Source organism: Blastocatellia bacterium (assembly GCA_025055075.1).
In the GTDB taxonomy this organism is placed as follows: Bacteria; Acidobacteriota; Blastocatellia; order HR10; family HR10; genus HR10.
Map to the genome: position 1 here is coordinate 1 of JANWYV010000053.1, position 17,315 is coordinate 17,315.

General features: G+C 61.2%; 14 protein-coding genes. 10 read left to right on the plus strand and 4 right to left on the minus strand.

Going from position 1 to position 17,315, the window contains the following annotated elements; translation table 11 throughout:
* Positions 1 to 69: 69 nt before the first annotated feature.
* Positions 70 to 507, minus strand: a complete 438-nt coding sequence (locus tag NZ746_11690) for a metalloregulator ArsR/SmtB family transcription factor (protein ID MCS6818016.1) — start codon at positions 505 to 507, stop codon at positions 70 to 72.
* A gap of 464 nt (positions 508 to 971) precedes the next feature.
* Here NZ746_11690 and NZ746_11695 point away from each other — a divergent pair, with 464 nt between their 5' ends.
* The 3 genes from NZ746_11695 (at position 972) to NZ746_11705 (ending at position 3,437) form a co-directional block, all read left to right on the plus strand.
* Positions 972 to 1,322: a protein tyrosine phosphatase gene (locus tag NZ746_11695; GenBank protein MCS6818017.1), complete on the plus strand. Its 351-nt coding sequence runs from the start codon at positions 972 to 974 to the stop codon at positions 1,320 to 1,322.
* Entirely contained in the window at positions 1,315 to 2,340 is a 1,026-nt protein-coding gene (locus tag NZ746_11700) for a glycosyltransferase family 2 protein (protein ID MCS6818018.1), read from the plus strand. Before NZ746_11695 ends, NZ746_11700 begins: the two co-directional genes overlap by 8 nt.
* Before the next feature lie 104 nt (positions 2,341 to 2,444).
* Positions 2,445 to 3,437: an acetyl-CoA carboxylase carboxyltransferase subunit alpha gene (locus tag NZ746_11705; GenBank protein MCS6818019.1), complete on the plus strand. Its 993-nt coding sequence runs from the start codon at positions 2,445 to 2,447 to the stop codon at positions 3,435 to 3,437.
* Between the two features lie 4 nt (positions 3,438 to 3,441).
* Here NZ746_11705 and NZ746_11710 read toward each other — a convergent pair whose 3' ends face one another.
* The 3 genes from NZ746_11710 to NZ746_11720 all read right to left on the minus strand — a co-directional run bounded on the left by NZ746_11710 (position 3,442) and on the right by NZ746_11720 (position 8,437).
* Complete coding sequence (locus tag NZ746_11710; GenBank protein ID MCS6818020.1) at positions 3,442 to 4,791, minus strand: nicotinate phosphoribosyltransferase; 1,350 nt, start codon at positions 4,789 to 4,791, stop codon at positions 3,442 to 3,444.
* A 430-nt stretch (positions 4,792 to 5,221) separates the two neighbouring features.
* On the minus strand, positions 5,222 to 6,781 hold the full coding sequence (locus NZ746_11715; GenBank protein ID MCS6818021.1) for a M64 family metallo-endopeptidase: 1,560 nt from the start codon (positions 6,779 to 6,781) through the stop codon (positions 5,222 to 5,224).
* A 270-nt stretch (positions 6,782 to 7,051) separates the two neighbouring features.
* A complete protein-coding gene (locus NZ746_11720; GenBank protein MCS6818022.1) occupies positions 7,052 to 8,437 on the minus strand; it encodes a sigma-54 dependent transcriptional regulator in 1,386 nt (461 codons plus the stop codon).
* A 158-nt stretch (positions 8,438 to 8,595) separates the two neighbouring features.
* Here NZ746_11720 and uvrB point away from each other — a divergent pair, with 158 nt between their 5' ends.
* The 7 genes from uvrB to selA all read left to right on the plus strand — a co-directional run bounded on the left by uvrB (position 8,596) and on the right by selA (position 17,199).
* On the plus strand, positions 8,596 to 10,584 hold the full coding sequence (gene uvrB, locus NZ746_11725; protein MCS6818023.1) for an excinuclease ABC subunit UvrB: 1,989 nt from the start codon (positions 8,596 to 8,598) through the stop codon (positions 10,582 to 10,584).
* A 31-nt stretch (positions 10,585 to 10,615) separates the two neighbouring features.
* Positions 10,616 to 11,788: a chorismate synthase gene (aroC, locus tag NZ746_11730; protein MCS6818024.1), complete on the plus strand. Its 1,173-nt coding sequence runs from the start codon at positions 10,616 to 10,618 to the stop codon at positions 11,786 to 11,788.
* 28 nt (positions 11,789 to 11,816) lie between these two features.
* Positions 11,817 to 13,625 (plus strand): ABC transporter ATP-binding protein/permease, encoded by a 1,809-nt coding sequence (locus NZ746_11735; GenBank protein ID MCS6818025.1) that lies wholly within the window; start codon positions 11,817 to 11,819, stop codon positions 13,623 to 13,625.
* Positions 13,622 to 14,221 carry a mitochondrial K+-H+ exchange-related family protein gene (locus tag NZ746_11740; GenBank protein ID MCS6818026.1) on the plus strand — a complete coding sequence of 200 codons (600 nt, stop codon included), beginning with the start codon at positions 13,622 to 13,624 and terminating at the stop codon, positions 14,219 to 14,221. Before NZ746_11735 ends, NZ746_11740 begins: the two co-directional genes overlap by 4 nt.
* Before the next feature lie 13 nt (positions 14,222 to 14,234).
* Complete coding sequence (gene thiE / locus NZ746_11745) at positions 14,235 to 14,855, plus strand: thiamine phosphate synthase (GenBank protein MCS6818027.1); 621 nt, start codon at positions 14,235 to 14,237, stop codon at positions 14,853 to 14,855.
* An 88-nt stretch (positions 14,856 to 14,943) separates the two neighbouring features.
* Positions 14,944 to 15,711 (plus strand): LecA/PA-IL family lectin, encoded by a 768-nt coding sequence (locus tag NZ746_11750; GenBank protein MCS6818028.1) that lies wholly within the window; start codon positions 14,944 to 14,946, stop codon positions 15,709 to 15,711.
* Positions 15,712 to 15,783: 72 nt separating this feature from the next.
* The gene (selA, locus tag NZ746_11755) at positions 15,784 to 17,199 is read left to right on the plus strand and encodes an L-seryl-tRNA(Sec) selenium transferase (GenBank protein MCS6818029.1); all 1,416 of its coding nucleotides are present in this window, start codon (positions 15,784 to 15,786) and stop codon (positions 17,197 to 17,199) included.
* The last annotated feature ends 116 nt before the right edge of the window (positions 17,200 to 17,315 follow it).

A 17,315-nucleotide genomic window follows, 5' to 3' on the forward strand; every position in this document is an offset into this window, starting at 1 on the left:
CAAGTCCATGCCCACGCGTAATTCAGCTCGGATTTTCTCAATCGGCTCTTGACCAGTCATAGCGTTTGCTCATCGGCTCACCGATGCCACTTCGGCCTTCGCCTTCTGGCGCACTCTCTTGGCCGCCCTGCCCGGCAACAATCTCTCCTTTTGTATCCCGACGAGGCATTTGCCACGGATGCGAAGGCGCAGGCGCTTCTTCAGCTCCCTTTCATCCCTTGCCGAAAGGCCTCTTGGAATTGAGGCGACGGCGTCAAAGAGAGCGCGCGTGAACGGCTCATCGGCGTCGGGCAGCGAGTAATAGACCCATCGGCCCTCCCTCCGCTCGGTGAGCAGTCCCGCCTGCTTCAATACCCTCAAATGCTTGGAGACGTTGTACTGGGGGATCTCCAGGGAATCGACCAATTCGCAGACGCAGAGACCGCTCTTGGCAATCATCAGTAGGTGCATGATACGGAGCCGCGTCTCATCGCCCAGAGCTTTAAGGATTTCGGCGTACTCCTTCATCGCTCGGATGTTCATATGCGCTGTGAAGCATATATTTCGCCTTCCGCGCTGTCAATGACTTCAACGGCTCGTTCGGCGAGGTCGGCTCGGAGCATCGGGACCCTCGCGCGCGCATCCCAGAATCCCGACTTGTTTTGAATGATGCGCTTCGGATCAGCGGGAGTGGCACGGTCATCCTTTGGGGCCGCGGTCCGGTTCAGTTGAACCTCGAAGAAGAGGCATCGCTTCTCATGACGTTGGATGGCGCGGTTCGCCGATGTGTAGTGGTCAATGAGCGATCTCAAATCTCGCGGTACGCCATGATGTCGGCATCGAGCGCGCGCCGCGCGACCTCGTATCGTTCGTATACGAGCAGTTTCTCGCGCTGTCCCATTAGTGTTGCGCACGGGCGCATGAGGATATCGCATCCTGGGATGTGCGTTGGCGGTCGTCGTGGGGTTGGATATAATCGAGTCTTCAAAGCCATGAAGCGGCGGGTGCTCTTCATCTGCACGGCGAATCAACATCGCTCGCCGACAGCCGAAGCGCTATTGGCGCGGAGTCAACGATATGAAGCGCGTTCGGCGGGAGTGTCGCCGCTGGCCACGCGTCCGGTGACGCGCGATCTCGTGGAGTGGGCCGATCTCATCTTCGTGATGGATGAGCGATATGATCGTCATCGGACGCAACTGCTCGAACTCTTCCCCGATGTCGAGGGGCTCGCCGAGAAAATCATCGTGCTGAACATTCCGGACATTTACGAGCGGGATTCGCCGGAGCTGATCGCCCTTCTGCGGCAAAGACTGCAGCACTGGTTGCCGGATTTAGATGTCTGATCGCCCTTATCCCGATGTGAGCATTGTTATCCCGACGTGGAACGGGCGCCATTTGCTCGAACAGTTTCTTCCTTCGGTTGTGGAGGCGGCATACGCCTATCAGCGAGAGATGGAGGCGCGCGTCGAAATCGTGATCGTTGATGATGGGAGCGAGGATGGGACGCCGGAATGGGTGAAGGCGAATGCCCCACCGTGTGTCGAAGTCCTCGTGAAGTGCGGGCCGGAGGGATTTGCACCGACGGCGAATGTGGGATTTCGTCGGGCGCGGTTCCCGGTGATTTTTCTTCTCAACAATGATGTGGCCGTAGAGCGGGATGTGCTCTTTTACCTCGTGCCACATTTCTCTGATCCCGACGTCTTCGCGGTGACGTGTCGAGCGTTGGATCCGCGCACGCGAAGGCTCGCGAGCGGGGGGAAGCTCGGCCGCTTTCGTCGGGGATTCTGGCGGGTTCATGAGGATTACGATGTCACGCCGGAAGGCGAGCGTGGGGCTGCCGGTTGTTCGGCGGAACCGTTCGAGACGTGGCTTTCGCTTTTGGCGAGCGGCGGATTCTCGGCCTTCGATGCGGAGAAAGTGCATGAGCTTGGGGGATTCGATGAGCGGTTGCGGCCGTTCTACTGGGAGGACGTGGATTTGAGCCTGCGGGCATGGCGGCGCGGGTGGCAGATCAGATATGAACCGCGCGCCGTTGTATATCATGAAGCGAGTCGAACGATCGGGCCGCGCTTCTCGCGGTCTTTCATTCGACGGGCGAGCGAGCGGAATCGGTTGCTCGTCCATTGGAAGAACTTGGATGAGTGGGATTGGTGGTTGGAGCATGCGATGGTCGTCACCTTGCTCACGCTGACGATCCCGCTGCGATGGGATTGGGCTTTTGGAGCGGCGCTCGTGGGGGCGCTTCGGGAATTGCCAGGGGTATGGCGAGATCGGCGTCGGGAGCAGAGCGCGCGGCGATGGCGCGGGCGGGAGCTAGAGCGCCTCTTTCGCATGTTCGATCGCTCGATCCGCAGCAGCTAGGCATTTGTGGGATTCTTACAGTACAATACATGACCGCTGATTGAAAGCTCGCATCCCGCGGTAGGGAGGTGGCTCGGGCACCGCCGTTACTTTGGAGGGGCGAGATGGAGGAGAGGGAGCAACTCAAGCAGGAATTGGCCGAGCTGGAGAGCCGATTGGAGGAACTATCGCAGCGGGCGACGACACGAGGAGAGCAAGAGGAGCTGGTGGCGCTCAAGCAACGAGTCGAACGATTGCGCGAGCAGTTCGCGCGCCCGGTGACGGCGATGGATCGGGTGAAACTGGCGCGCCATCCCGATCGTCCATACACACTCGATTTCGTCTCATGGATCTTTGAGGACTTCATCGAGATTCACGGTGATCGGCGTTTCGCCGATGATCCGGCGATCGTTTGCGGCTTGGCGCGATTTCACGGGGAGCCGGTGCTGGTGGTCGGCCATCAGAAAGGGCATGATTTCAAGCAACGGCAGCTTCGCAACTTTGGGATGCCGAAGCCGGAGGGGTATCGCAAGGCCCTTCGAGCGATGAAGCTGGCTGAGAAGTTCCATCGTCCGATCTTCTCCTTCGTAGATACGCCGGGCGCGTATCCTGGAGTGGACGCCGAGGAGCGCGGGCAAGCCGAAGCGATCGCGTACAATCTTCGCGAGATGGCGCGCCTGCGCGTTCCGATTATTGTGACGATCACGGGGGAGGGGGGATCGGGCGGTGCTCTGGCCATCGCCGTTGGAGACGTCATTCTCATGCTGGAGAACGCGATCTACTCGGTGATCTCCCCCGAAGGATGCGCCGCCATCCTTTGGAAGGATGCGAGCAAGGCCGATCGCGCGGCCGAAGCGCTCAAGCTCACCGCGCCGGACCTGCTTGAGCTTGGAGTCATTGATCGGATCGTGCCCGAGCCGCCCGGGGGCGCGCACACGGATCCGCGTCAGATGGCGGAGATCCTCGATCGGTTTCTCATGGAAGCATTGGCCGAGGTGCGAGATCTGCCCATCGAGGAACTTGTGGCCCGTCGGTATCAGAAATTCCGCGTCATGGGGCAGTACATGGAGGCGAGCGAGGAGCAACTGCGTGCTCTGCTCAGCGGAAGTTCGGGATGAAAGCTCACACGCCCTGAAGCTCCGCGATGACCTGCTGTCGCAAGTCTTCGAGGCGTTCGCTCCAAGAGACTGGATATTCCGCCGCTTCTCTCAAACGGCGGTACGCTTCCGGCAATCGGCGCACATTTTCCAGCGTACGCTCTCGGATCTCCGAGAGGGAAGGCAAAGACGCGACAAGGCGACCTCCGCGCATGACCTCCTCAAGCAGCGGAAAAGCGTCGGGAGGCGGAGGTTCATCGGCCAAAGCGATCACGTCGGAGAGGAAACGGCCCTCAGCGTCCGTTCTCCTCCATACCTGTTTACGGCCCGGATAGGTCGCTTTCTCCGTGCTCAGTTTGATCTTGTAGATGATGCGTCCATCTACCTCTTCTTCCACCAGCTTGTAGACACCGCCCAGAGTCGGGGCATCGTAGGAAGTGGAGAGCTGCGTGCCAACGCCGAAGATGTCGATGGGCGCTTCCTGCTCAAGGAGATCGGCGATTTTGTACTCGTCGAGATCGCCGCTAGCGATGATCTTAGTCTCGGTCATCCCGGCCTCATCTAGGATAGCGCGCACCTGCTTGCTGAGCGTCGCCAGATCTCCACTATCCAATCGCACGCCGCGGACGACCGAGCCAAGGGCGGTCGCCTTACGCGCTCCCTGAAGCGTATCGTAGGTGTCAATGAGGAGAATCGTCGTCTCTGGAAAGACGCGGAGATAAGCGCGAAATGCGTCCAGTTCGTCCGGAAAGGCCATGTTCCAGGAATGAGCGGCGGTCCCGTAAATGGGAATTCCAAAGAGATAGCCGGCCTCCACATTAGAAGTTCCGATGCAACCCCCGATGTAGGCCGCGCGCGCCGCATAGAGCGCAGCCTCCATGCCGTGCGCGCGGCGCGCGCCGAACTCAATGATGGCCCGCCCTTGGGCGGCGTCCACGATGCGGGCCGCTTTGCTCGCGATGGCGCTCTCGAAGTTGAGGTAGGCGAGCACGTAAGTCTCCAAGATCTGGGCCTCGATGATCGGCGCTGTGATTCGCAAGATCGGTTCGTTCGGGAAGAAGATGGTCCCTTCAGGCATGGCCCAGACATCGCCACGAAATCGAAATTCGCTCAGGTAATCGAAGAAGGCATCCGAGACCCGCCGGAAGACCGGCAAGCGGCGGAGGAATTCGAGCTCGCGGGGGGAGAACCGCAGCTCCAGCAAATACTCGATGACCTGCGCGAGTCCCGCAGCGACCAAATAACTCCGATTCGGCGGCATCCATCGCACGAACACCTCGAACGTGGCGGGATGGTTCATCTGATTCTCGAAATAGGCCGCCGCCATCGTCAGCTCATACAGGTCGGTCGCCAGCGCGTAGGATCGTTCTCGCATTCGGAATCCCTCACCGGAGTTTCGCCAGAGAAATGTAGCCCAGCCCCTTAATCACGTCAATTCGAGCGCGCCATCTACCCCCCGTCCGTGTCATGCACGAGGGATCGAAAATCGAACGTTAACGCGACGCCGGTAGATGCGACCGATGGTTTCATCGCGCGGCGGGGGACCGTAGGCCATACCCTCCGATGGGGGGGAACTATTCGGTGGTGATTTTTCGACGATTTCGAAGTGTATCGCCCGATGGTCGCTCTCTGGATTCGGCTGAAGGATCATTTTGGCCTCTTGCATCCGTCTTTCGTTCGTCTGCTCAGTCATGAATTGGCACATCACGGCGGGGCAGAAGAGGCATCTTCTCCGACGCAGGTCAGATGAAGAGGGGCGATGGGGAGGATGGCTTCCATCGCCCCGGGGGATGGGGGCTGCATAGTCAGCGCGTGAGCGTCCAACTCACGCGGGAAGAGAGAAGCCCTAGTGGATCTCGACGGACGAAGGGGGTCCGATCGGTGACAACCACCGTGATCGTATGCTGACCCGGAGAGAGGGTTGCCGTGGGAAGGGAGAAGCTCGCTTCGTGGTGGTCGAGCGGGAGGCCATCCATGAACCATTCGATATGCAGCGTCCCTGGCGAAGGTTCCGGGGGAACCACGCGAAAGAGCAGCGTATCGGCCATGGTCTCGTGAATTGAAAGCAAAGAGCCGGGCGGAGGGAGGGCGGCTTCGATCGGACGAATGTAGAAGTAGAGACGTCGGACATGCTGTTCCATGCAAATGGGGCAGAACGGTTGACCAAGCGTCCGCATCTTGCAGGTCGGGGATGGGCGAAAGACTCCGCGCGAGGCACCCAGTCCTCCTTCAAAGAGTCCAACGTTCATGCTCGATTCGGACGAGGATCGCGCATCCTCGATCCAGTAATCCCATTTCCCGACTCGCCGAAGGCCCTCACGGGTGTGTTCAAGCGTGACGTTCACTTTCGTCGGTTCGCGCAAAGGCGGAGCCGAAGGACCGTCGTTCTCATCAGCGAGGAAGGCGAAGCTATGTCCCAGTTCGTGCACTAGCAGCTCCGGTCCCAGTGCGTGCGTCGTGACGACCGAGATGTTCTTCAAGGGCCCAGAGGAGCCACCGAAATCTCGTTCGTTCACGAGGACGACAATGAGATCGGCTTCGGGCACCAAAGCGGCCGCGCGATAGATCTTGTACTCGCTTTCTACGGGAGCATAAACGGCACTCGGCACGCCCCCGAAGTCGAACGTCATATCCAGGGCTGTATCGCGATAGAGTCCGAGGCTCGGCCGATCGATGCCGGAGTCTCGGGAGATCACATTGACCTTGTGAATGTTGATGGCGTGGCGATAGGCCGCATACGGTTGAGTCTCGAGCAGATGGGCAGCGAATGCGCGAACGTCTCGGTCGAACTTCTCCATCTCCGTCGCTTGGTAGCCATCGCCCAAAAACACGATGTCCAGACGATTGCTCGAGGGCCCCGTGCGAATCACCGTCTGCGCCGTATAATTCGGTCGCGCGCTGGTCGCTTCAAGTGCTTCTGTAGAAACCTCCAGAGGGAGAACGATCGTCGGCAAGTCGTCTCCCGAGATGCGAAGTCGAGTAGCCTTTTCCGCATACGGCACCCGGAGTGGGAAGATCGTCTCCGGCAGGAGAAGCGTCTGCCCGTCAATATTTCCTTCTTCGCTGAGGCGATCCACATGGATGGGGCGCGGATCGTCAAATTCGCTGACGAAAAGGACTTGTCCGTCTTCAGCTTCCACAGTGAACCGGAAAGTTCCCGGCAAGTGAGATGGGGACGCCTGCGGGAGAGCCGATGCGGGGTGAATCTGGCTCTCGATGAGTTGAAATCGTGTGCCGTCATAATGCACCCAAAGGGTTTGCATCATTGGCCTGGGCGATGGCGGATGGGGATTCGCGGTTTCCGGAATGGGCCACAAGATGCACTTGAGACCGATGGCGAGCATCGCGATCTTTTTCACTGCCATCTCGCATCCTCCGCCGAGGGGAGAAAAGCAATCGACGTGCCAAGACGCTTCGTCTGAAGCGACGAGCGCTTTATTTCATCGCAGCGGGATCAACTCTTCCCTCACCAAAGGATTCCTCAAAAGGTGGGCCTGAACACAAGGGCGGGCTTCATGATGGACGCTCGATCCCAAACGTTTCACGCCTCCTCGGATGGTTTCATGGATGAAACGCTTCGTTCATTGCGGGGCGTCGCGGGGAAGGAGATGACCCATTGTGCACGAAGTCGTCCATTACGGGGAAGTGTCCTCGGGCGAATTCGACGAAGAGACGAATCGTTTCGCGAGCCCGTATTTCTTCATCTTCCGCCAAAGAGTGACGCGGCTGATACCGAGATCGCGAGCCGTGCGTTCGAGGTGGCCTTCGTTGCGCTCGATCGCCTGAAGGATGAGATCGCGCTCGACCTGATGGAGGATGGTCTCGGCTTCTCGCTCTTCTGAGGGCGCGGTGGAGATCCGCACATGGGCAGGGAGATCAGCGATGGTAATCCACTGACCGGTGGTGAGGGCGACGGCTTGTTCGATGATATGACGCAGTTCGCGTACATTGCCAGGGAAGGCGTAGTGCATCAGTGCGGACATGGCCGCTTCGCTGAAGCCCAGGATGACCTTTTGCTCTCGTTGGCAGAATTGGCGGAGGAAGTGATGCGCCAGTAAGGGGATGTCCTCGCGTCGGGCGCGCAGCGGTGGGAGGTGGATGGTGACGACGTTAAGCCGGTAGTAGAGGTCTTCGCGGAATTCGCCGCGCCGGAGGGCATCGTGTAAGTCTCGATTGGTCGCCGCGATGATCCGCACGTCCACGGGGATCTCGCGATTCTCCCCGAGACGGCGGATGGTCTTGTTTTCGAGCACGCGCAGGAGCTTGGCTTGGATCGAGAGCGGGACCGAGCCAATCTCATCGAGGAAGAACGTCCCTCCGGAAGCCTCTTCGATCAAGCCCCTCCGATTCGCAACGGCTCCGGTGAACGCGCCTTTGACATGTCCGAAGAGTTCGCTCTCCAAGAGTTGTTCCGGCAGGGCTGCGCAGTTGACCGAGATGAATGGGCGCGAGGCACGTCGGCTCAAGAGGTGGATCGCGCGAGCGATCACGTCCTTGCCCGTTCCGGTCTCACCGGTGAGCAAAACGGTGGCGTCGCTTGGAGCGACGCGCCGCACTTTCTCCAGAACCTGAAGGAACGGCGAACTTTGACCGACGAGATTCTCGATCCCGAAGTGGTGGAGCAACTCTTCTCGCAGCCATCGGTTCTCGCGTTGCAAGCGCTTTCGCTCCAGGATGTGCGCGACGCGCAGGCGGAGCTCATCTATGGGGAATGGCTTGGTGATATAATCGCAAGCGCCGAGCTTCATGGCTTGCACGGCCGTCTCAATCGTCCCGTAGGCGGTCATCATAAGGACTTCCGTGTCCGGGGAGATCTCCTTGATGGCGCGCAGCAGGTCCATGCCCGAGAGGGGGGTCATCATGAGGTCGGTGATGACCAGATCGAAGACCTCCTCGCGCGCTCGTTCTAAAGCTTCCGAGACGTTAGCGGCCGTTTGGATCTCGTACTCCTCATCAGCAAGCGCCTGCTGGACGAACGTTCGCACAGTCGCTTCGTCGTCCACAATCAGGATCTTGAACATCGCTCTTGCCACTCCTTGAGGCGCCGCGCATGACGCCCACGAAGGGTGGAATTATAGAGGAGCGCGAGCGGGAGAGGAAAGGGCAAGAGGGTGAACGCGCGAGGTCTTTTCCCGCTAGAGGGATCGGACTATAATTCAGCTTTTGGTGAGGGCGCGTTATGAAGTTCACGTTGGTCTCCGACTATCAACCGCGCGGCGATCAACCCGAGGCGATCGAAGCCCTGGTGAGAGGGGTGCGCGAGGGGAAGCGATTTCAAGTCCTCATGGGCATCACGGGCTCGGGCAAGACCTTCTCGATCTCCAAGGTCATCGAGCGCGTGAATCGGCCTGTGCTCGTGATGGCGCACAATAAGACGCTTGCCGCGCAGCTCTATCAAGAGTTCAAGAAGTTCTTCCCCCACAATGCCGTGGAGTACTTCGTGAGCTATTACGACTACTATCAGCCGGAGGCGTACATCCCAGCGACCGACACGTACATCGAGAAGGAAGCCATCATCAACGAGGACATTGATCGGTTGCGGATGTCGGCCACGCGCGCGCTCTTCGAGCGGCGGGACGTCATCATCGTGGCGAGCGTCTCGTGCATCTACGGTCTCGGGGATCCGAACGAGTACTACGGGATGCTGTTCTGGGTGCATCGGGGACAGATGCTCTCGCGTGCGGAGTTGCTGCGGCGATTGGTCGAGTTGCAGTACGAGCGGACTGAGGACGAGCTGCGACGGGGCATGTTTCGGGTGCGAGGGGATATCGTGGAGGTCTATCCGGTGGATCGCGATCTGGCCCTTCGGATCGAGTTGTGGGGGGACGAAGTGGAGGCGATCGCGACGATTGATCCTCTCTTCGGGGAGGTGATCGAGCGCGTGGATCGCGTGGCGCTGTATCCGAAGACGCACTTCGTCACGCGCCAGGAGGTGTTGCGTCGAGCCATTCGCTCGATTCGGGAGGAATTGGAGTGGTGGTGGCCGCAACTGGAAGCCAAGGGGAAGCGGCTCGAGGCGCAGCGAATTCGGGAGCGAACGCTCTACGATCTGGAGATGTTGGAGCAGTTCGGATATTGCCGCGGGATTGAGAATTATTCCCGGCATCTGACGGGACGGCGACCGGGCGAACCTCCACCGACGTTGCTCGATTATCTCCCCAAGGACGCGCTCGTCATCGTGGACGAGAGCCATCAGACGATCCCGCAGATTCGTGGCATGTACCATGGGGATCGTTCTCGGAAGGAGACGCTGGTCGAATATGGGTTTCGATTGCCGAGCGCGCTCGACAATCGGCCCCTGATGTTCGAGGAATGGGAGGCGCGCGTTGGACAGGTTATCTTCGTCTCGGCGACGCCGGGCGATTACGAGCTGGAGAAAGCGGGTGGGGAAGTCGTGGAGCAGGTCGTGCGTCCGACGGGCTTGCTCGATCCGGAAGTGGAGGTGCGCCCGGTGCGCGGACAGGTGGATGATCTGCTTGACGAGATTCGGCAGCGAGTGGCGCGGGGCGAGCGCGTGCTGGTGACGACACTCACCAAACGGATGGCGGAGGACCTGTGCGCGTATTATGCGGAGTTAGGCGTGCGCGTCCGGTATCTCCACTCGGAGATCGACACGCTGGAGCGGGTTAAGATCCTGCGCGATCTCCGGCGTGGGGATTTCGATGTGCTGATCGGCGTGAATCTCCTGCGCGAGGGGCTCGATTTGCCAGAGGTCTCACTGGTCGCCATCCTCGATGCCGACAAGGAGGGATTCTTACGTTCGACGCGCGCGCTCATCCAAACCATGGGGCGATGCGCGCGGCACGTCAATGCGAAAGCGATTCTCTACGCCGATCGCATCACTGAGTCCATGGCGCAGGCGATCCGCGAGACGGAGCGACGTCGGGCGAAGCAGCAGGAGTACAATCGGCGGCACGGGATCACGCCGCAATCGGTCGTTAAGCCCATCGAGGAGACCCTCGTTAACATCATTGAGGCCGATTACGTGACCGTTCCGTTGGACGAGGACGACGAGGAGGTGATGACGGAGGAGGCTGTGGAGGAGCGCATCCGGCAGTTGGAAGCCGAGATGCGGGAAGCGGCGCGGCAACTGCAGTTCGAGCGAGCGGCCGCGTTGCGCGATCGGATCAAGGCGTTGAAGCGCAAGTTGTTGGAGGTCCCCAGTTGAGCAACTCATCCAGGAGGGGAGGGCGATGGCAATTCGTTTCCTCACGGCGGGGGAGTCGCATGGTCGAGCGCTGGTGGCCATCGTGGAGGGGTTTCCGGCCGGATTGTCTGTGGATGTGGAATTCATCGCGCGGGAGCTGAGGCGGCGACAGGGCGGTTTCGGGCGCGGCGCTCGGCAAAAGATCGAACGAGATCGTGCCGAGATCTTGAGCGGGGTGCGGCATGGACGCACACTCGGGTCGCCCATTGCGCTTTTGATCGAGAATCGGGATTTCGCGAATTGGCAAGAGGTGATGGCGCTCGAACCGCGCGCGTTCGAGGACGAACGGAAGGCACGGAGAGTCGTGCGTCCCCGACCCGGGCACGCGGATTTGGCCGGAGGCTTGAAATACAACACGCACGATTTGCGCGACATCTTAGAGCGGGCGAGCGCCCGCGAAACGGCGGCGCGCGTGGCCGTTGGCGCCTTGGCGAAATTGCTTTTGCGCGAGTTCGGCCTTGAGGTGAGCAGTCACGTCTTGATGGTCGGGGGGGTGCCCGAGCAACCGCGTGAGGACGTTTCGTGGGAAGAGATCCAAGCCATCCCCGAGGATTCGCCCCTGCGATGTGCGGATCCCGAGTTGGAGGCGCACATGATCGCGCGGATCGAAGAAGCGATGCGCGCTGGCGATACGGTGGGCGGCCTCTTCGAGGTCGTCGCTCATGGCGTACCTCCGGGCTTGGGCACGCATACGCAATGGGATCTGCGATTAGATGGGCGCTTGGCGCAAGCCATCATGTCAATTCAGGGGGTGAAGGCCGTCGAGATCGGCCTTGGGGTGATGGCCGCCCGATGGCCCGGCTCGCGCGTCCACGATGAGATCTTCTACGATGCCACCGAACGCCGATTCTACCGGAAGACGAACCGCGCCGGCGGCATCGAGGGGGGGATTAGCAACGGCGAGGAGATCCGCGTGCGCGGTTATTTGAAACCGCTCTCGACCTTGCGGCGGCCGCTCAATAGCGTCAACGTTGTCACGAAAGAGCCAGCCGAGGCCACCTTCGAGCGCTCGGACGTAACGGCCATCACGGCGGCGGGGGTGATCGGAGAAGCGATGGTCGCCATCGTGCTCGCGCAAGCGATGCGCGAGAAGTTCGGCGGCGATTCGCTCGAGGAGATGAAGCAGCAATTCCTCGCGTATCAGGAACAGTTGCGGGCCTATTGAAGTGTTGCGGCAATGGGGGGTATGACGAATGGCTGGCGTGCTTTCCGAGAGCAGGCGTGGGGATTCGGAGAACGTTCGACGGCGGGCGTGGAGGCGTATCCTGGCCGCTTGGAAACGGCATCGGCGGGGGCTCGTCCTGGGCCTCGGATGCATTCTCGTAGGAAACGCCATTGGCATCACGGCCCCGACCGTCGTGCGCCAAGCTGTAGATGATCTGGTGCGGGCGACGACGGCGGAGAAATTCTTTCGCTATGGGCTCCTGGTGATCGCCATTGCATTGGGGCAGGGACTCTTCCTCTTTTGGCAGCGACGGTTGCTCGTCGGAATGTCGCGGGACATCGAGTATGAGCTGCGCAACGAGTTCTTCGCACACTTGGAGCAGATGGGGCCGAAATTCTTCCACGAATACCGGACGGGCGATCTCATGTCGCGAGCGACCAATGATCTGAACGCCGTGCGGATGCTCGTCGGGCCGGCGCTCATGTACTTGGTGAACGCGCTCGTCGTGTTCGCGCTCGCGCTGCCATTGATGATTCGGGTGAGCGGACGGCTGACGGCGCTGGCCTTGCTCTCCCTGCCGTTGGTCTCGATCGCGACGAAACTTTTCGGAGCGCGCATTCACGCCCATTTCGAACGGGTGCAGGAGCAACTGGGGCGCTTGAGCACGCGCGCGCAGGAGAATTTCGCGGGCGTGCGCGTCGTGCGCGCTTATGGACAGGAGGAGGCAGAGCGCCGCGCCTTTCGGGCCCTCAATCGGGAATACGTGCGGCGCAACCTGCGCCTCATTCGGTTGACCGCGCTCTTCTCTCCCACGCTCGCGGCTCTCATCGGGCTCGGATCGGTGGCCGTACTCTGGTATGGCGGCCGGCTCGCCCTCGCGGGAGCGATCAGTGTCGGTCAGTTCGTGGAGTTCAATCTCTATCTGGCGCGGCTCGTTTGGCCGGTGATCGCCATGGGCTGGGTCGTGAACCTCGTCGAACGCGGACTGGCCAGCATGGGCCGCATCGTGGAGGTCTTGGAGCGGGAGCCCGAGAGTCGGGAGGTCGCCGCGCCTCTTCTTCCGAAGGCTGACGACGGATGGATCCCGCAAGGGAAGATCGAGATTCGTCGTCTGACCTTCAGCTATGATGATCAAGCGCCGGTCTTGCGCGATGTCTCGCTGGTGATCGAACCCGGAGAGATGGTGGCCATCGTCGGACGAACGGGATCGGGGAAGACGACCTTGGTGAATGTGCTCACGCGACTCTATGAGCCGCCGCCCGGAACCGTCTTCATTGATGGGCGAGATATCCGGGAGATCCCCCGAGCGCAATTGCGCGCCGCGCTTGGCGTGGTGCCGCAGGAACCGTTCCTCTTCAGCATGAGCGTCGCTGAAAATATCGCGTTCGGCGTCGACTCGGTCAGTGAGTCGGAGATTGCGGAAGCCGCGCGGTGGGCCGGACTTGATGAAGAGATTCGGGGATTTCCCGAGGGATTTCGCACGATCGTGGGCGAGCGCGGGATCATGCTTTCCGGAGGACAACGGCAGCGCGTGGCGATCGCGCGCGCACTCCTTCGGCGGCCGCGCATTCTCATCTTGGACGATGCCCTCTCGGCTGTGGATGCGCATACGGAAGAGCACATCCTCGCGCAGATTCGAGCGCTCATGTCCGGGCGCACGGTGCTCTTCATCTCGCATCGGTTATGGACGGTGCGCGAGGCGGATCGAATCATCGTCCTGGACCGCGGGCGCGTGGTCGAGCAAGGGATGCACGAGGAATTACTCGCCCGGGGTGGCGTCTATGCCGAGTTGTATGAGGAGCAACTTCTGGAGGAGGAACTGGCGGCGAGCGAATGAGGATCCGGCTCGTGATCGGTCCGGGGAATCGGTGGACCTTCCAGGCCGAACCGGAAGGTGAGAGGGAGGCTCGCGCGGAATTCTCCGCTGGCCCCGAGGGAGTCATCACTCGGCTCTGGCAACGGCTCTTGGCCGAGTATCGCCATGCGCGGCGCGCGATCGAGACATCTGAACGGATGGGGTGGATTCAGCGTTGGCTTCGACGACTGGAAGCGCGCATTGATCCGAATGAATCGCTCCTGCGACACATGCGCACGGCAGCGGAAATCGTGCTCCTATATCCGGCATCGCTCTCGGCGACGCTCGTGCAGCGCCGATTCCTGCGCTTCCTTCGGCGTCAATCCCGCGCGCATACGCGGGGGATCGTCCTCAATGCCCTCCTGCTTCCGGTGACGGCGGCGCTGGCGGTCTTGCCGGGACCGAATGTCTTCTTCGCGTGGAATGCCTATCGGCTCATCGCGCATCTGTTGGCGCGACAGGGCGCGCGACGCATCTTGCGCGGAGCTTGCCCGGTGCGCTTGCATTCTGTGGCGGGGGGTGATACCGTCGTAGGCGTGAGTCCGGGCTCGCCGCGAGATCTTCGAGAGCGAAGCTGATGAGGGGGATGTGATGGGGCTTCCGCGCGTATACGCTATCACGGATCGTCGGTTGAGCGGACTCTCGCACGCTGAGCAAGTGCGGCGACTAGCGGCTGGCGGGATTCGTCTCATCCAGTTGCGGGAGAAGGAGGCGTCGCCTCGGGATTTCTATCGCGAGGCGCAGGAGGCCGTCGCCGTCGCCCGAGAGCTTGGCGTCATGCTGCTCATCAATGATCGCGTGGATATTGCCCTGGCCGTTGGGGCTGACGGCGTCCATCTCGGACAAGAGGACCTTCCGCCGGAGAAAGCGCGGAAACTCCTCGGTCCGGATCGCCTCATCGGCTATTCGACGCATTCGTTGGAGCAGGCGCTTCAGGCGGACGCGCTTCCGGTGGATTACATCGCCATCGGTCCGATTTTCCCCACGCGGACGAAGGAGAAGCCGGATCCGGTCGTGGGCGTGGAAATGGTCCGAGCTGTTCGGGCGCGGATTCGGAAACCGCTGGTGGCCATTGGAGGGATCTCACTGGAGACAGCACCACAGGTCATCGCGGCTGGCGCGGACGTTATCGCTGTGATCTCCGATCTCGTCGGCGCGCCGGATCTCACGGCGCGAGCGCGTCAGTATGTCGAAACCCTATCCGCTCTGTAGGGACATGGCGCCGCCATGCCTCTGCTGTTCGGGTCGGTTCGAAGACGCATGCAGTTGCGAACCGGCACGTGCCGAGGGGAGGAAGGAGATGAGGTGCACATTGCTCGTCCTCGTTCTGATCGCGATCGCAGTGGTTGGGATCTCCGCAGCCGAATCTTCACCTGTTCGCTCCACTGCGAGGCTTTCGGTCCAAGATCGCCCGGTCGCCCAAGAACCTCACACCGTGTGGTTGCGCAACGGATCGGTCCTTCGTGGACGCGTCGTTCGATTCGAGAACGGGGAGTTCACCCTCATCCTCTCGGGAACGCAAAGCCGGGCGATTCTCAAAGCCAGCGACGTCGAGCGCATAGACTTCGGGGGAGCAGAAACACCGGTGGAGGCCCCGCGCGCGCAAGAGGGAGCGCCGAGCGCGCGTCCGGCTCAGGAGTTGGCGACTTCAGCGCCGACGCCAGCGGGAGCCGTCGCGCTGCCGCGATATACGGAGCGCACCGTCAAGGTCCCGGCCAATCAAGAGTGGATCGACACCGGGATTGATGTCGTCGAAGGGCAGAAATTGCGACTGGCTGTCAGCGGGCGCATCCGCGTCTCGGCGACACAGGAGGTCGGGCCCGAAGGCATCGAGCGAGAAGATCCGGATCGGTTGATGCCGCATCATCCGAGCGGCGCCGTGATCGCCGTCATCGGGGATGACAATGACGAGTTCCTCTTCATCGGCCCGGCGGCTGAGATCGTCGCGCATCGTCGCGGTCGGCTCTTCCTGACGGTGAACGAGGGGACGCTTCGGGACAATAGTGGTGAGTTCCTCGTGCGCATCCAGGTGGGTGAGCCGCCGCGCGTCGGTGCGAAGAGACAATAGCTCCCGTCAGCGACGGGGATCCTACGAGCGCATATCCGGTCGGGCGAGCGACCCTGCTAGGGAGGATAATCGGTGACAGAAGCGGAGAGCGTCGAACGGTTGCGCGCGATTCCTTCGGTCGAATCCATCTTGCATTGGGGTTCGATCGCGCCGTGGACCGAGCGATTCGGTCGAGCGATCGTCGTGCGCGAAGTGCGCGCCGTCACCGATGAGTTGCGACGAGAGCTTCGCGCCGGGCATCTGGCGCTGACGCCCCAGGACGTGCCGCGCGAGATTGAGCGCCGGTTGCGCGCGCGCCTGGAGGCCTTCGAACGCCCCTCATTGCGACGAGTGATCAATGCCACGGGAGTCGTCCTCCATACGAACCTGGGACGCGCGCCGCTTTCGGCCGCAGCGCTTCAGGCCATCGAGCGCGTCGGGGTGGGATACTCGAATCTCGAGTTCGATCTCGTGCGCGGTGAGCGCGGGCGACGCGAAATGCATTGTCAGGATGTGTTGCGTCACCTGCTTGATGTGGAAGCCGCTCTCGTTGTCAACAACAATGCGGCGGCTGTGCTGCTCGTGCTCAACACACTGGCCGAAGGGGGCGAGGTCATCGTCTCGCGAGGAGAACTGATCGAGATCGGGGGAGCATTTCGCTTGCCGGAGATCATGGCGAAGTCCGGGGCGATTCTTCGCGAGGTTGGGACGACGAACCGCACGCGCTTGGAGGATTACGAGCGCGCCATCACCGAGCGCACACGGCTCATCCTTCGCGCACACTGGAGCAACTTTCGCATCATTGGATTCACGGAGCGACCGTCCCTTCGGGACCTCGTCGCCCTGGCTCATCGGCATGGTCTGCCGTGTTACGAGGATTTGGGGAGTGGATGCCTCGTGGATTTACGACCGTGGGGGATCCCCGACGAACCGACGGTCGCACATTCGTTGGCGGAGGGCGTGGACGTTTGCTCCTTCAGTGGGGACAAATTGCTCGGAGGACCGCAGGCGGGGATCATCGTCGGGCGCGCGGCGATCCTCGAGCGTTTGGCTCGAAATCCGTTGATGCGCGTCGTTCGGCCGGATAAACTCACGCTCGCGGCGTTGGAAGCGACTCTGCGAGCGTATCTGGCCGGACGCCTTGAGGAGATCCCGGTCCTTCGGATGATCGCCCTGACGCCGGAGCAGGTGCGACGTCGCGCTCGGGCCTTCGCAAGCCGACTTCGGCGAATATGCGGTGAAGCGTTTCGCGTTCGATTGAGGGACGGTGTCTCGGTCGCCGGTGGTGGCGCAGCCCCAGAGGTCGGCCTTCGGACGGCGCTCATCGCTCTGCGACATGAACGTCTCCCGGCTCACGAGCTGGAGGCGCGACTTCGTGCGGCCGATCCACCAATCATTGCGCGGATCGAGGAGGAGGAGGTACTCCTCGATCTCCGAACGGTCTCCTCCGAAGAGGAGGAACTCATCCTCCGGGCCTTGAGTCTGGTGGCCACCTCAATGTCGTTGTGAAGTAGGGATTTCCCTCCTCGCGCGAGTTGATCTCACTTCCCCTTCGCCGAAAATTTGCACGGATTTAACGTTCCCCTAACAAGGAGTTGATCCGCATCCGGTATTCTCTCCCTTGC

What these genes read in the sequence shown, in the direction of transcription:
- NZ746_11700 (MCS6818018.1), top strand. Translation starts at nt 1,315, where the DNA reads ATGTCTGATCGCCCTTATCCCGATGTGAGCATTGTTATCCCGACGTGG.
- NZ746_11705 (MCS6818019.1), top strand. Translation starts at nt 2,445, where the DNA reads ATGGAGGAGAGGGAGCAACTCAAGCAGGAATTGGCCGAGCTGGAGAGC.
- NZ746_11740 (MCS6818026.1), top strand. Translation starts at nt 13,622, where the DNA reads ATGAGGATCCGGCTCGTGATCGGTCCGGGGAATCGGTGGACCTTCCAG.
- NZ746_11695 (MCS6818017.1), top strand. Translation starts at nt 972, where the DNA reads ATGAAGCGGCGGGTGCTCTTCATCTGCACGGCGAATCAACATCGCTCG.
- NZ746_11750 (MCS6818028.1), top strand. Translation starts at nt 14,944, where the DNA reads ATGAGGTGCACATTGCTCGTCCTCGTTCTGATCGCGATCGCAGTGGTT.
- NZ746_11720 (MCS6818022.1), bottom strand. Translation starts at nt 8,437, where the DNA reads ATGTTCAAGATCCTGATTGTGGACGACGAAGCGACTGTGCGAACGTTC.
- NZ746_11735 (MCS6818025.1), top strand. Translation starts at nt 11,817, where the DNA reads ATGGCTGGCGTGCTTTCCGAGAGCAGGCGTGGGGATTCGGAGAACGTT.
- thiE (MCS6818027.1), top strand. Translation starts at nt 14,235, where the DNA reads ATGGGGCTTCCGCGCGTATACGCTATCACGGATCGTCGGTTGAGCGGA.
- NZ746_11715 (MCS6818021.1), bottom strand. Translation starts at nt 6,781, where the DNA reads ATGGCAGTGAAAAAGATCGCGATGCTCGCCATCGGTCTCAAGTGCATC.
- uvrB (MCS6818023.1), top strand. Translation starts at nt 8,596, where the DNA reads ATGAAGTTCACGTTGGTCTCCGACTATCAACCGCGCGGCGATCAACCC.
- NZ746_11710 (MCS6818020.1), bottom strand. Translation starts at nt 4,791, where the DNA reads ATGCGAGAACGATCCTACGCGCTGGCGACCGACCTGTATGAGCTGACG.
- NZ746_11690 (MCS6818016.1), bottom strand. Translation starts at nt 507, where the DNA reads ATGAAGGAGTACGCCGAAATCCTTAAAGCTCTGGGCGATGAGACGCGG.